Source organism: Kitasatospora sp. NPDC004799 (assembly GCF_040609095.1).
GTDB lineage: Bacteria > Actinomycetota > Actinomycetes > Streptomycetales > Streptomycetaceae > Kitasatospora.
Genome location: NZ_JBEXJK010000239.1, coordinates 1 through 12,925, shown reverse-complemented (window position 1 = coordinate 12,925; position 12,925 = coordinate 1). Strand labels below are relative to the sequence as shown.

The following is a 12,925-nucleotide window of genomic DNA, read 5'->3' as shown; positions in this document are numbered from 1 at the left end:
GGGCCGCGCCCCGGTTTGGGGGGGGGCGGGGGGGGGGCCCGGGCCCCCCCGGCCGGCCGCACCTGTCAGGAGCCGTCGAGCACCAGCTCGCCCGTCCCGCTCTCCCCGACCCTCACCTCGGTACCGTACGGCTCCGCGAGCCGGACGATCTCGGTGAGGATCTCCCTGGCGCCGACAGGGTCCGCCAGCCGGGGGCGGCCCCGGAGGTGGACCGGTCGGCCGAAGCCCAGGTCGACCGGGTGGAGACGGGCGCCCACCAGGACGCCGTCGTCGAAGGTGAGCACCGGCACGAGCGACTGCCAGTACCGGCGGTGCGGGGCGAACATCCGGCGGCCGTGGCCGCCGAGTTCGTCGAAGTACCGGCCCGGCGTGAGCTGCTCGCCGGCGGCGACCTTCGCGTAGTCCTCGGCCGGCACCCGGTCGGCGAGTTCGATCTGGCTGACGATGTTCCCCAGGCTGTAGAAGATCGGCTTCCCCCGGTGGAGCTCCACTCCGCGCAGGTGGTGCGGACCGTGTCCGACGACGATGTCGGCGCCTGCGTCGATCATCCGGTGGGCGAACTCACGGAGGAACTCGCCGGGTGTCTCCGGCGTCGGTCCGGGCTCGTGGGAGTGCACGCTGACCAGGACGAGGTCCGCGCGACGCCGGGCCTCGGCCACCCACCGGGAGATCCCGTCGAGGTCCCCCGGATCGCACCGGGTGGTGAAGCCGGGGGTGTCCGCGGTCTCGAAGCGCGTGCCGAACAGGGTGAGCCGGCCGGGCGAGGGCATCGCGGGATCGAACCCGAGCAGGGTGCGTGCCTCGGCCCGCCGGTCCCGCAGCCCCGTCCCGCCGTCGATCTCGCGCAGGACGTCCATCTGCGCGGGCGTCACCTGCAGCGTCGCGCTGTGCCGCAGCGGGCTCAGCCCGGGTCGGCCCGGCAGGTCCGGTGACGGAGCGGCCGCTTCCTGCCCGGGCAGGAACGTCGAGCTGCACGAGATCACGGCCAGGCTGCCGGCGGGGCGGTCCACGTAGACCGGTCGGCGTGCGGTGGCGAGGTCGGCGCCGATCCCGGCGAACGGAACGCCCTTCGCGCGCAGCAGGTCCACGGTGCCGAGCAGCCCGTCCGTGCCCAGGTCCAGCGCGTGGTTGTTGGCACAGCCGAACACCGTGAAGCCGGCCGCCGAGACCTCGTCGACCACGCCCGGATCCGCGACCAGGCAGCCGCCGCCCGCCGCGTTGTGCACCGGGTGCCCCCGCCCGGTGTCGGGGACGACCTCCAGGTTGGTGAAGGCGAAGTCCGCGGCACGCAGGGTCTCGCGCAGCCCGACGGCGCCCGGGTCGCAGGTGATCAGCGCTCCCCGGGTCGCCATGCAGTCCCCGGACAGCGCCACGGTCAGCCGGGTCATCCGCGGGCCGCCGTCACCGCGCGGGTGAGTGCGGCGGCCGCGTCCGCCCCGGCGACCTCGATGCGCTTGCCGTTCACCATGACGGTCGGAGTCAGTGCGACCTTGCGGGAGGCGGCGACGTCGGAGACGTACTGCACCCATGGCGTATAGGTGCCGGCCCGGACGCACTCCTCGTACGCGGCGGCGGTGATCCCGGCGTCGTGCCCGGCCGCGATCAGCTGGTCCTCGCTCAGGCCCGGCCCGCGTTCGGCGGGCTGCCGGTCGAACAGCACCGTGGCGTACTCCTCGAACCTGCCCTGCTCGGCGGCGCAGGCCGCGGCGGAGGCCGCCCGGGTCGAGTAGCCCTCGGGGCTGCTGCGGTTGTCGAGGAAGGTGACCGGGTGGTAGACGACGCTCACGTCGCCGCTCGCCTTCAGCGTCCCCAGTTCACCGGCCAGCGCCTGCTCCGTCTTGCGGCACTCGGGGCAGAGGAAGTCGAGGTAGAGGTCGACGCGCACCCGGCCGGTGGAGGCGAGCAGCCCCGCCTTGTCGTCCGTCGCGCCGGCGGGGACCAGGCTCGGTACCTTGTCCGGCGCGGTGTTGCTCGCCCGGACGAGGCCGACGCCCACCAACGCGGCCCCGACCAGCACGACCGCGGCCACGAGCGACACCAGCAGGGTGCGCCGGCGGCGGTGCCGTTTCCACACCATCTCCCGCACCAGGGCGTCGGTTGCCTGCATCGCCTATCGCTCCTTCGTGTCCAGGACCCAGTGGTCCAGCGCGTAGCGGGTTCGCGGGTTCCGGATCAGGAGGACGGCCACCGCGAGCAGGACCAGGTCGCGCGCGATGTCGATGACATAGCCGCGCACGGCTCCGCTCGTGACGGCGCCTCCGCTGCTGAAGCAGCCGCAGTCGATGGACAGCCCCCGGGCCCAGACCGAGCTGATGGCCGCGACGTACACCACCATCAGGACGGCCGCGCCGGCCGCCGCCACCCTGGTGGCCAGCCCCGCGACCAGCAGCAGGGCGAGCGCGACCTCGACGAACGGCAGGACGCCTCCGATGAGTTGGGCGGTGTCCTCGGGCACGATCTGGTACAGGACGACCGTGCGGCCGGCCTCCTTGAGGTCCTGGATCTTCGCCAGGCCCGCGTAGCCGAGGACCGCCGCCAGGAGCAGCCGGGCCGCGATCCCCGTCCACTCCCACGCCCGGGTGGCACGTGCCGTGTGAACTCCGGTTCCGTTCACCGCCCGCTCACCGCGACCGTGCGAAGCGGTGGGTGGCCACACCGAGCGCGACGGCGACGATCGCCGTCAGCAGCCCCAGTTCCGCGGCCACGGGCGGGTGCCAGTCCCCGAGCATCAGCCGGGTCTGCTCCGAGGTCAGGATGTCGGGTCCGGGCAGGGTCCGGCGCACGGCGTCGACGCCGTAGGTCAGGGGATTCAGCTTGACCACGGTGTCGAGCCAGCCCGGCAGCCCGTTCGGCGGGAACATCGCGCCGGAGAAGAACATCAGCGGCATCAGGCTCAGGTTCACCACGATCTGGAACGTCTCGACCTGCCGGATCGTGACGGCGGCGAGCAGCCCGAGCGAGGTGAACATCAGCGAGACGAGCAGCACCTCCAGCAGGACGACCAGCAGCATCGGCGTGTACCGGATGTTCGCTACGCCTCCGACCGACAGGAGCATGAGGCCGTAGACCGCGCCCGTGGTGGCTCCGCCGAGCGCCAGGCCGAGCACGATGCTGGAGCGGGGGAACGGCGAGACGAGCATCTGCCGCAGCATGCCGAGCTTGCGGTCCCACACCAGCGAGATGCCCACGGCGACCGCCGGTGCCTGGACGGACATGATCAGCGTGCCGGGGAACAGGAAGGCCCGGTAGTCGTTCAGCTGGGCCTTGCCGAGGCTGGAGGAGGCCGCGTCGAGGCCGGTGCCCAGGACGACGAGGAACAGCAGCGGGGTCACCAACCCCATGACGAGGCGCACCGGGTTGTGCCGCAGCCGCGTCATCTCCCGCCGCCAGAGCAGCGCGTACGGCCTGAGTGCGAGCCCCCGGCGGCCGGTGGACGGGCCGGCCGGGGCCGCCAGGCCGGCGGGAGTGTCCAGTACGGTGTCCAGACGGCTCATCGCAGTCCCTCCCCGAGGTCGCTGAGTGTGCGGGCCTTCGTCCCGCTCTCCCGGATCTCGGACCCGGTGTAGTGCAGGAAGACGTCGTCGAGGGTCGGCGAGCTGACGGTCACCGAGCGCACCGTCACCCCGAGTCCGGTGCACAGCCGCGGCACCAGGCCGGCGCCGTGCGAGACCCTCAGACGCAGTCCGTCGGGGGTGGGCTCCGCCGTCAGGCCGAAGCGCTCGGAGAGCTGCTCCAGCGCGCGCGGGTCGTCCTCGGTGCGCAGCACGACGAGGTCGGCTCCGGTGACGGACTTCAGCTCCGCGGGCGACCCCTCGGTGACGACCTTGCCCTTGTCGAAGATCGCGATCCGGTCGCAGTGCTCCGCCTCCTCCAGCTGGTGCGTGGTGAAGAAGACGGTGATGCCCTGTTCCTGCCGCAGCCTGCCCAGGTACTCCCAGACGGCCGCGCGGGTCTGCGCGTCGAGGCCGGTGGTCGGCTCGTCGAGGAAGAGGACCCGGGGGGAGCCGAGCAGGCCCCGGGCGATCTCCAGGCGGCGGCGCAGACCGGTGGAGAACTGCCCCACGGGGACGTTGCTGCGCCCGGACAGTTCCATCATGTCGAGCATCCCGGCGATCATTCCGCGTGCCTCGCGGCGTCCGAGCCCGCACAGGTCGGCCTGGAAGCGGAGGTTCTCGGCCGCGGTGAGGTCCTGGTCGAGCGTCGATTCCTGGAAGACGATGCCGATCCGGCGGCGCACCTCGGCGGGTTGGCCCACCACGTCGGCCCCGGCCACCTCCGCCCGGCCCGCCGTGGGCTTGAGGAGCGTGGTCAGCATGCTGATCGTGGTCGTCTTGCCGGCGCCGTTGGGCCCCAGGAAGCCGAAGGTCGAGCCGTCGGGCACCGTCAGGTCGAGGCCGTTGACGGCCGCGGTCGTGCCGTAGTAGGCGTAGAGGCCCTCGGCCCGGATCGCCGTCATCGGCGGTTCCTCCTCTCGGGGCCGCGCACGGCCAGCACGGTCTTGAACACTCCCATTTCGCCCGGTTCGTCCACCGGTCGCCCGTCGATCTCGACCCAGGCGTGGGCGGCGAAGGGCTGGGTGCGGAACCCCGTGCACCAGTCGGCCCACGTGCCGCGGGCCCGGCACATCAGGACGGTGGCGACGGACCGCTGGAGGCAGCCGAGACCGGCGCAGCGCGTGCTGACCGAGACGACCGACCGCCTGGCCCGCGCCGTCTCGGCGTACCCGGCGAGCCGGGTTCCCCTGCTGAGCACGCGCAGCACCCGCTGGAGCCGGGCCGGAGGCAGCCTGACCAGCAGCCGGGCCACGCCGGCCGCGAGTCTGGGTTCGATCTGGCGGAGCAGCGGTAGCCGCGGAGCCTGTTCCGCCACGGCCGGGGTGGTCACGGCGAGACCTCCAGGAGGTTGGCCGCGCTCAGTGCGTCGACGAGCTCCATCACGTCCGTGTGGGCCTGGTCCTCGCTCACGGGGGCGGCCTCGGACATCAGCGCGGCGACCGTGCGGGGGGTCTCGCCCTCGAGCAGCTTGCCCAGGATGGCGGAGCCGGACGCGTTCAGCTGCCAGTAGCGGCCCCGGCGTCCGTCGAGCAGTACCGCCCCGGATTCGATGGGGGTGAGGGTGACGTCGCGGGCAAGGCTCAGCTTCATCTGCGTTCTCCCGTGTCCTGGGGGTGGGGCTGAAGGTGCGTCCTGAGCCAGCTCTCGCAGGCCACGGTGGTCTCGATCGGTTGGATGTGATGGGCCATCGGCCCGGGGTTGAGCACCGCGGAGCGGAACTTCGCCGGGTCGATGAGGCCGAGCCGGGCGAGGTGCGAGTCCTCGCAGAGTTCCAGGAGCCGGGCCCGGTTGCGGGCGATGCCCCGGAACGCCTCGGCGCTGAACTCGCCCTTGTCGCGACGGTCGAGGATGTCGGCGGGCACGAGGCCCCGAACGGCGTCGATCAGCAGCGGCTTGAACCGCCCGGTCGCCAGACGCTGGTCGATCCGGGTGGACATCGCCGCCTCCAGGACGCGGTCGTCGAGGAAGGGGGCGTCCCAGGCGAGGCCGCTGCCGGCTACGACGGTGTTGACTTGACGGACCGTCTTGCCCTCGAAGGCGATCGAGGCGAGCGCCTGGTGCCGGGCCCGGTCCGCGTCGAGCGGCTCGGGGGTCTGCCGGGCGGCGTCGGTGAGCAGCGCGCGGACCGCCGACACGGCGTCCGGTGTGGCCCAGGCCGGCAGTCGGGGCGCGAACACCCAGCCGAAGTCGGGTTCGTCGACGGGCGGGGGCGGGTCGCTGACCCGGGCGGCGACCTTGGCGAGGCTCTGGGCGAACGTCGACCGGTCCGTGAGCGCCCGCACGGTCGCACCCCAGGACCAGCGGTTGGCGAGCCGGTAGCGGTTGACCAGCTTCAGGCCGTTGACCGGCTGGGCGCGGGCCAGCGACCAGGCGCAGGCGGGCATCCGTCCGAACAGCTCGTCCCCTCCGAAGCCCGTCAGGTGCAGGGACGCGCCCTCTCCGGTGGCCCGTTTCGCCAGGTCCCGGACGTGGGCGAGCCCGGATGCCCAGGTCGACGGCCCTTCCGGGGCCAGGTTCGCGTAGTCGGCGGTGTAGCCGACGTCGAGCAGGTTCTCGGCGCGGTCCGCGGAGAGCATGTGGTGCCGGGCCGACGGGAGCACGGCGGCGGCCTTGCGCGCCCAGAGGGTGTCCTCGTTGGCGCCGTCGATCGGCATGACGTGGTACGTGACCAGGTCGGCGCCGGCCGCGTCGGCGAGGAAGCAGAGGGTGGTCGAGTCCAGGCCGCCGGACAGGTCGGCGCTGATCGTCCGACCCGGCCGGACCCGGGTGGCGATCGCCTCGGACAGCACGGTGCGCACGGCCTGCGCGCCCTCGGCGAGCGAGCGGGTGGCCTCCGGCAGGTTCCACCAGCGGATCTGCCGCGACCGGCCGTCCGCGTCCAGTTCGAGCCAGTACCCGGTGCCGAGGGCGTCGATGCCCCGGCGGACCGGGCGCAGGGACAGCGGCCAGGGCGCTCCGCCGGGTGCCAGGAGGCGGGCGGCCAGCAGCGTCTCGTCGAGGCCCGCGTCGGTGAGACGCAGCAGCGGCTCCATGCCGCCGGCCGCCACGGTCACCCCGTCGACCACGGTGGTGAAGACCTGTCGTACGCCGGAGACCGAGCCCTGCACGCGGACCTTGCCGTCCATCGAGCCCATCAGGTGGAAGAGGCCCGGCAGGCGGGACGCCACGGCGTCGATGTCGTGGAGGGAGCGCATCCGCCCGAGTGCGGCCGTGGTGGCCTGCTCGTCGAGCCTGGTGCGTCCCAGGAGCGCCAGGCGCCGTGGACCGGCCTGGAGCACCGTCATCTGGTCCTGCTGCCAGTCGCCCACGATCCAGGGCCGCCCCGACGCGTGGTCGATCCGGTGTGTCGCCCGCAGCCGCGCGGCCGCCTCGGAGCCGGCCGCGTTGTCCGGAAGAACTACGAATTCCATGTCGTCTCGCTCCCCGGGGTGGTGCCGGTGCGCCTGAGCGCACCGGCACCCCTGTGATCAGAAGAAGCAGACGACGGCGTAGCCGCAGCCGACGAAGTCCTGGCAGCTCCCGATGCCGAGGCACTTGGTGAGCTCATCGAAGTCGCCGACCTCGTGCAGCGCCGGGGGCTCGTAAATCGCGGACATGGTTCCTCCCAGATGGGGATCGTCCGGGCCGACCTGTTCGGCCCGTGACCTGTCTGGGAACCTACGCGGCGTCATGTCCCGCGGTCATGGGTCATGTGCCTCACGACCGTCCCGTCGCTCGTCCCGTCAACCGTCCCAACGCCGGTGCCGCAGCCAGCCGACGACCAGGGCCGCGACCGTCCAGGCGAGCAGGACGGCGAACCCGGTGAGGGCGTCGTGCGAGCCGACCGTGAGCATCCGCATGCCGGCCCGGTCGGGGAGGTAGCGGACCATCTCCTTCGTCGCTCCGATGGTGGACAGGATCTGCGACCCGGCGAGCACCATCGGGAGCAGGACGGCCAGCGGGACGACGGCGCCGCGGGCCGTCGCGGCCACGCCTGCCGCGAACAGGCTCATCATCGTCAGATAGACCACGGCGCCGGCGAGGGCGCGGGGGACACCGCTCGCATCGATGTCGGCGCCGTGGGGACCGAGGGCGAACTGCGTGAGCAGGTAGCCGAGGACGGTGACGGGGATCGCGACGGCCACCGCGGCGGCGACGGTGACGGCCGCCTTCGCCAGGTAGAGCCGGCCACGCCGGGGCACGGCGAGCAGTGAGACCCGCATCATGCCGGAGGAGTACTCGCTCGAGACCAGGAGCACGGCGAACACGATCAGCGCCAGCTGGCCGTAGAGAACACCGTCCATGCCGGTCTGCTCGGGGGTGAAGTCGGAGCGCAGCAGTGGGTTGTCGGAGTCGATCGCCTTCCTCGCGGACCAGCCGCCCAGGGCGGAGAGGAGGAGGCTGAGGGGAGCGAACAGCAGCAGCGCGCCGAACGTGCCGCGCACGCCTCGCAGTTTGGTGAACTCGGCCCGGATGGCCGCGGCCGTCTCAGACATGGGTGCTGCTTCCTTGGTCGCCGGTGAGCTTGAGGAAGGTGTCCTCGAGCGATCCCGTGTGAGTGCTCAGCTCTTCGAGGGGGAGGTCGCCCGCCGCGGCGATCCGGTTGATCTCGGCTGCCGTCATGCCGACGACCTCCAGGCTGCCGTCGTGCGCGAGAGTCAGCGAGGCGCCGTTGCGCTCCAGTTCCCGGTGCAGGCGCAGGGGTTCGGAGGACCGCACCCGCACGTAGGTCCGGGCGTGGCGTCGGATGAACTCCGAGGTGCCGCTCTGGGCGAGGAGCTGTCCGCGGCTGATGACGACCAGGTCGTCCGCGACCGTGGACATCTCGGTCATCAGGTGGCTGGAGACGAGGACGGTGCGGCCCTCGGCGGCCATCGAGCGCAGCAGTTCGCGCAGCCATCGGATGCCTTCGGCGTCCAGGCCGTTGGCCGGCTCGTCGAGGACCAGGACGGGCGGGTCGCCGAGCAGGGCCGCGGCCAGGCCGAGTCGCTGTCCCATGCCGAGGGAGAACGTGCCGACCCGTCGCCGGGCCGCGGCGCTCAGGCCGACCGCCTCCAGGACCTGCGCGACGCGTCGTCGGTCGATCCGGTTGCTCTGCGCGATCCAGTGCAGGTGGTCGGCCGCGGTCAGACTGCGGTGCGGGACCGCCGTCTCCAGCAGGGCGCCGACCTGCCGGGCGGGGTACGTCAGTTCGTGGTAGGGGCGGCCGCCGATGCGGGCGGAGCCGGCGTCCGGGCGGGTGAGGCCGAGCAGCATGCGCATCGTCGTGGACTTCCCGGCGCCGTTGGGGCCCAGGAATCCGGTGACGGCGCCGGGCCGCACCGTGAAGGTGAGGCCTGCCACGACGGTGTGCTCCCCGTACCGCTTGGTCAGGTTCTGGACTTCGATCACAGGACGAGTCTCGTCGGACGGGCCCGTCGGCCGCATCGGTCCGGGGTCGGGACTGCGCGGCGGCCCGCGCGGGCCGGACCCATACCCGCGGATGAGTCCGGCCGCCCGTCACGGTCCGGGTCCGGTCCCCGCGAACGGCCGGGTTCAGTACGGCAGCGTCGCCACGATCCGGAAGCCGCCTCCCGGCCGCGGCCCGGCGCTGAAGGTGCCCCGGTGTGCGGCGACCCGCTCCTCCATCCCGACCAGGCCCATGCCCCCGCCGGGCACGGTGGGCCGGTGGCCGGGCCCGGGGCCCTCGTCGGCGATGTCGATCGTCAACGTGCCCTGGACGGCGGCCAGTCGGACCCGGCAGCGGGTGGGCGAGGCGTGCTTGACGACGTTGGTCAGGGCCTCCTGGACGATCCGGAACACGGACAGCGCGACACCGTTCGGGGGCTCCTGCTCGTACTCGGTCCGCAGGTCGACGCTGACTCCGGCCGCCTCGGCCGTGCGGACCAGTTCCGGCAGGTCCGTCAGTCCCTGGACCGGCCGCAGTTCGTCGGCGCCCGCGTCCTGCTCACGGCGCAGCACCTTGAGGGTGTCGCGCATGTCCCGCAGCGCGCGGCGGCTGACGTCCTCGATGACCGCCAGGGCTTCCCTCGCCTCGTCGGGGCGGGTAGCGACCACGTGGTTGGCGACGCTCGCCTTGATCGCGATCAGGCCCACGCTGTGGGTGACGACGTCGTGGATGTCGCGGGCGATGCGCAGGCGCTCCTCGGCCCTCGCCTGCTCGGCCGCGTGCTCGACGGCGCGCCGCAACCTCTCCCGCCGTTCCCTGACCGCGGCCCCCGTCGCCCAGGTGGCGCCGAGGACGAGCAGTCCGAGCACGATCTGTACGGCCTTGCTCCCGCCCTGGTAGCCCCGTCCTCCCGACACCGTCATCAGGACCGCGCCGCCCGCGCACAGCCCGGCGACGAAGGCCGCGGACACCCCCGGCCTCCCCTTCCCGGTGGTGGCCACCGGGTACAGGGCGTAGGCGGCGGCGAGGAAGGGGCTCGCCCCGACCCCGGCGACCAGCGCCGCACAGGCGACGGTGAACACGACCACGAACACCGGGGCCGGCCACAACCTCCGGACGACCAACGGCAGCGCGGTACCCAGCGACAGCAGCCACACAGCACCGGCACCCACCCCGCCACCGTCGGCCGGACGCAGCACCGACACCTGCGGAAGGAGGACGAACCCGAACGCGGCCAGCACGTCCAGCGTGATCAAGCGCCGACGAGGAACACTACCCATGCGCCGAACGTAGGGGGCCGGTTCGAGGCGCGTCCAGTACGGGCATGGACCAGGACCGGCGTGTGCGGTGACGGTGCCGAAGAGGCGCCGTTGCCCGCCCGCGACGGTACCGATGGATCGCGGCACGCGCCGGCCGACATTACCCCCCTGCCGCCGGATAGACACCCATCCCTCGAGACAAGGCCGTCACCCCCCCCCCTTTTTCGGCCACCGTCCACCACGCCCGCACGGCACCCGGAACGGCGGGAGAGCGTCCGGCGACGGGGCCTCGCCAGGCCCAGGAGTCCAGCAACCACGGCCCCACCTGCGGTTCCAGGGGACCTCGGGCGCCCCGGCGCCGCCCCCCGCCGAACCCGAACCCATGACCGAATAGTCACCCGCCAAGTGGAACGATCTCATTTCACTTGAAGGTCGAACTTGCGTTCCGATCATTCGCCTACTCATAATCACCTGAGCACCGAACCGGCCTTTCTCCTGCAAATGAATGACGTACCGAAGAAAAATGAGCCGCACAACGTGCCAAACGGGGGAATTCATATGGGGATCAACCTGTTCATCATCAGCGACAATCCGGTTTCACTGGCCGGGCTGGAGACAATCATCGAACAGGATGACAAATTCACACTCGTCGGCCGGGCGGTGGGATACCTCGACGGCATGCGATGTCTCGAGAACATCGAAATAGAGCCGCACGTCATCATCCTGGGTGAGCCGTCCTCGAAGAAATCCATCTACGAGAACGCCCAGCAGATCGCCTCGAAATACCGCCGCCAGAAGACCAGACCCAAAATCCTGGTGGTGTCGCAGAACGACGACGACGACGCGGTCTTCAGCGCCCTGCGCGTCGGGGTCAGCGGGTACCTCTCGCACATCAGGTCGTCCGAGGAACTCCTCCACTCCATCACGATCGTGGCCAAAGGGGGTGCCGCCTTCAGCCGGACCATAGCCTCCCGGCTCAGCCTGCACTTCTCCACCGTGCAGACCCTGCCGGAGACGACCGGGCTGTCCGACCTGACCAGCAGGGAACTCGAAATACTGGAACTGATCGCCGGCGGGCTGAGCAACCACCAGATCGCCCGTCGAATCTTTCTCGCGGAAAAGACCGTGCGCAACTACGCCTCGCGGATCTTCGCGAAACTGGAGGTGCACGACCGGGCCTCCGCGGCGATGCTGGCCCGTGACGCCGGTCTCGGAAAGGAGACACGGGAAGTCCGCATCGCGAAGCACGAGTTCGCATCGGACGTGGCATGACACCTGCCGAACGCGCCTGACGCGAGCGAAGAAGCTCCGGTTGGAGCGGGTGGCCGACGGCCGACCCGCCGAGCCGGGGCTTTGGCATGCCGTGCCCGAATACCCGGGACCAGCGTTCCCGCCACCGGAACACAAGGAGCGAACGAGTCATGTCCCCGAACGAACAGGGCCCGGCAGGCTCGAAGCCGGCCGCGGGCGTCAGGCCGCCTACCACTGCCTCGCCACACTCCCCAGCGCCCTGGGCACGACCGCACGAACCCACCGCCTGCCCTTGAACGCGCGTTGGCCAGGAACACCTCCCCGGGCAACGGCCACGTCTTCCAGGACGCCGACGGCAAGCCCCTCCACCCGGCCGCGGTCCACACCATCGAAACCAGGCTCCACCTGGCTGAAGCCCGCACCCACTGCGGCACCGACGCCCTGGCCGGTCCCCTGCCGAACCCACTGCTCAGCCACGCGGCCTGACACAACCGCACGACTGCAGGCACCCCGGCCCACCGAGCCCCCGACCCAGACTGCGACAAGGACCAGCTAAACGGCCGGACCCGTCGGCCCATCACTGACACCCGCTCAGCCCCGGAGCCACCACACCTGACACCGCGGGCTCCCCAGGCATGCCCACTACCGGGAACCCATGCCGCTTCGACACCGGGCAGAAGCCCACTCAACGAAGAACTACGCTCAGCCACCTCGACCGAGCAGACAAATACCGCATATCGATTGCGTCCAAGCGCCCCAGGGTGCGCCCCCTGAAATGACGCGAACGAGCACCCGCGACCACCACAGCAAAGAGCGGGCACCTGGTTTCCCAAGTACCCGCTCTCACAACCGACATCACTGTCGGGACGACAGGATTTGAACCTGCGACCCCTTGACCCCCAGTCAAGGGGTTCAACTAGCGTCGGCAGCCGAGGCCTTGAGAACTCGGCTTCTTTTGTTGCTCAACTACCATGAGGTGCACGCGAGTTGGAGACTCTCGGCGGAAGTGATGCCACGGACTCCTGACGGTGGCTCAGTGTTTACTTTGCACACAAGCGTCCATTTTCGCCCATCAGCGTTCATGAACGCTCATCCCGCGTGGTCCCAAAATGGTCCCAGGGCCAGCGACCCCGCTGCAGCTACCGCCGGTGACCGATATCTGTCGATCCTTCAGCAAGCACCGCCGTGCGATCCCAACAGCCGCTGCGTCGACGGCGCTGGCTGGCTCGCGGCTCCGGTGCCTGCGAACGGATCACGCTTGTTTGCCCATCAGCTACGGATTGTGATCTTCCTTGCGGTGTGTCGTCTTGAGCGTGTCTTCTCCAACTGGCCCTGACGTGCCTCGCGCACCGCCTCGCACGCTCTGCCGCCACACCTAAGAAAGTGTTGGGTAATTGATCAACTGCACGCTGTGATGCGTTGGCGGTGATCTTCGCGGACTTGGAGTCCGCGAAGCGCTCCGGGGACTGCAGCTCGACGGTGCCGTCGTCGAC

At 71.2% G+C, this 12,925-nt stretch carries 14 protein-coding genes; 2 read left to right on the top strand and 12 right to left on the bottom strand.

Annotated elements, in window-relative coordinates; genetic code table 11:
• Positions 1-65: 65 nt before the first annotated feature.
• The 12 genes from mslH to ABZW03_RS26265 form a co-directional block, all read right to left on the bottom strand.
• Positions 66-1,388 carry a lasso peptide C-terminal Trp epimerase gene (gene mslH, locus ABZW03_RS26320; RefSeq protein WP_355263073.1) on the bottom strand — a complete coding sequence of 441 codons (1,323 nt, stop codon included), beginning with the start codon at positions 1,386-1,388 and terminating at the stop codon, positions 66-68.
• Entirely contained in the window at positions 1,385-2,107 is a 723-nt protein-coding gene (locus ABZW03_RS26315; protein ID WP_355263070.1) for a thioredoxin domain-containing protein, read from the bottom strand. Before ABZW03_RS26315 ends, mslH begins: the two co-directional genes overlap by 4 nt.
• Positions 2,108-2,110: 3 nt before the next feature.
• Positions 2,111-2,614: a MauE/DoxX family redox-associated membrane protein gene (locus tag ABZW03_RS26310; RefSeq protein ID WP_355263067.1), complete on the bottom strand. Its 504-nt coding sequence runs from the start codon at positions 2,612-2,614 to the stop codon at positions 2,111-2,113.
• 7 nt (positions 2,615-2,621) lie between these two features.
• The gene (locus tag ABZW03_RS26305) at positions 2,622-3,494 is read right to left on the bottom strand and encodes an ABC transporter permease (RefSeq protein WP_355263064.1); all 873 of its coding nucleotides are present in this window, start codon (positions 3,492-3,494) and stop codon (positions 2,622-2,624) included.
• Complete coding sequence (locus tag ABZW03_RS26300) at positions 3,491-4,456, bottom strand: ATP-binding cassette domain-containing protein (RefSeq protein ID WP_355263061.1); 966 nt, start codon at positions 4,454-4,456, stop codon at positions 3,491-3,493. Before ABZW03_RS26300 ends, ABZW03_RS26305 begins: the two co-directional genes overlap by 4 nt.
• Positions 4,453-4,884 (bottom strand): lasso peptide biosynthesis B2 protein, encoded by a 432-nt coding sequence (locus ABZW03_RS26295; protein WP_355263058.1) that lies wholly within the window; start codon positions 4,882-4,884, stop codon positions 4,453-4,455. The genes ABZW03_RS26300 and ABZW03_RS26295 overlap by 4 nt, the downstream gene beginning before the upstream one ends.
• Complete coding sequence (locus ABZW03_RS26290) at positions 4,881-5,144, bottom strand: lasso peptide biosynthesis PqqD family chaperone (protein WP_355263055.1); 264 nt, start codon at positions 5,142-5,144, stop codon at positions 4,881-4,883. The genes ABZW03_RS26295 and ABZW03_RS26290 overlap by 4 nt, the downstream gene beginning before the upstream one ends.
• A complete protein-coding gene (locus ABZW03_RS26285) occupies positions 5,141-6,964 on the bottom strand; it encodes a lasso peptide isopeptide bond-forming cyclase (RefSeq protein ID WP_355263052.1) in 1,824 nt (607 codons plus the stop codon). The genes ABZW03_RS26290 and ABZW03_RS26285 overlap by 4 nt, the downstream gene beginning before the upstream one ends.
• 57 nt (positions 6,965-7,021) lie before the next feature.
• On the bottom strand, positions 7,022-7,150 hold the full coding sequence (locus ABZW03_RS26280) for an aborycin family tricyclic lasso peptide (RefSeq protein WP_103079659.1): 129 nt from the start codon (positions 7,148-7,150) through the stop codon (positions 7,022-7,024).
• A 126-nt stretch (positions 7,151-7,276) separates the two neighbouring features.
• Positions 7,277-8,029 (bottom strand): ABC transporter permease, encoded by a 753-nt coding sequence (locus ABZW03_RS26275; RefSeq protein WP_355263048.1) that lies wholly within the window; start codon positions 8,027-8,029, stop codon positions 7,277-7,279.
• Positions 8,022-8,924 carry an ATP-binding cassette domain-containing protein gene (locus tag ABZW03_RS26270; protein WP_355263045.1) on the bottom strand — a complete coding sequence of 301 codons (903 nt, stop codon included), beginning with the start codon at positions 8,922-8,924 and terminating at the stop codon, positions 8,022-8,024. Before ABZW03_RS26270 ends, ABZW03_RS26275 begins: the two co-directional genes overlap by 8 nt.
• A 144-nt stretch (positions 8,925-9,068) precedes the next feature.
• Entirely contained in the window at positions 9,069-10,178 is a 1,110-nt protein-coding gene (locus ABZW03_RS26265) for a sensor histidine kinase (protein WP_355263042.1), read from the bottom strand.
• 504 nt (positions 10,179-10,682) lie between these two features.
• Between ABZW03_RS26265 and ABZW03_RS26260 the strand changes: the two genes are divergently transcribed.
• Both ABZW03_RS26260 and ABZW03_RS26255 read left to right on the top strand, forming a co-directional pair.
• The gene (locus ABZW03_RS26260) at positions 10,683-11,453 is read left to right on the top strand and encodes a response regulator transcription factor (protein ID WP_355263039.1); all 771 of its coding nucleotides are present in this window, start codon (positions 10,683-10,685) and stop codon (positions 11,451-11,453) included.
• Positions 11,454-11,735: 282 nt separating this feature from the next.
• Positions 11,736-11,918: a hypothetical protein gene (locus ABZW03_RS26255; RefSeq protein WP_355263036.1), complete on the top strand. Its 183-nt coding sequence runs from the start codon at positions 11,736-11,738 to the stop codon at positions 11,916-11,918.
• Positions 11,919-12,925: the final 1,007 nt, after the last annotated feature.

What these genes read in the sequence shown, in the direction of transcription:
- ABZW03_RS26300 (WP_355263061.1), bottom strand. Translation starts at nt 4,456, where the DNA reads ATGACGGCGATCCGGGCCGAGGGCCTCTACGCCTACTACGGCACGACC.
- mslH (WP_355263073.1), bottom strand. Translation starts at nt 1,388, where the DNA reads ATGACCCGGCTGACCGTGGCGCTGTCCGGGGACTGCATGGCGACCCGG.
- ABZW03_RS26315 (WP_355263070.1), bottom strand. Translation starts at nt 2,107, where the DNA reads ATGCAGGCAACCGACGCCCTGGTGCGGGAGATGGTGTGGAAACGGCAC.
- ABZW03_RS26260 (WP_355263039.1), top strand. Translation starts at nt 10,683, where the DNA reads ATGAATGACGTACCGAAGAAAAATGAGCCGCACAACGTGCCAAACGGG.
- ABZW03_RS26285 (WP_355263052.1), bottom strand. Translation starts at nt 6,964, where the DNA reads ATGGAATTCGTAGTTCTTCCGGACAACGCGGCCGGCTCCGAGGCGGCC.
- ABZW03_RS26275 (WP_355263048.1), bottom strand. Translation starts at nt 8,029, where the DNA reads ATGTCTGAGACGGCCGCGGCCATCCGGGCCGAGTTCACCAAACTGCGA.
- ABZW03_RS26280 (WP_103079659.1), bottom strand. Translation starts at nt 7,150, where the DNA reads ATGTCCGCGATTTACGAGCCCCCGGCGCTGCACGAGGTCGGCGACTTC.
- ABZW03_RS26305 (WP_355263064.1), bottom strand. Translation starts at nt 3,494, where the DNA reads ATGAGCCGTCTGGACACCGTACTGGACACTCCCGCCGGCCTGGCGGCC.
- ABZW03_RS26290 (WP_355263055.1), bottom strand. Translation starts at nt 5,144, where the DNA reads ATGAAGCTGAGCCTTGCCCGCGACGTCACCCTCACCCCCATCGAATCC.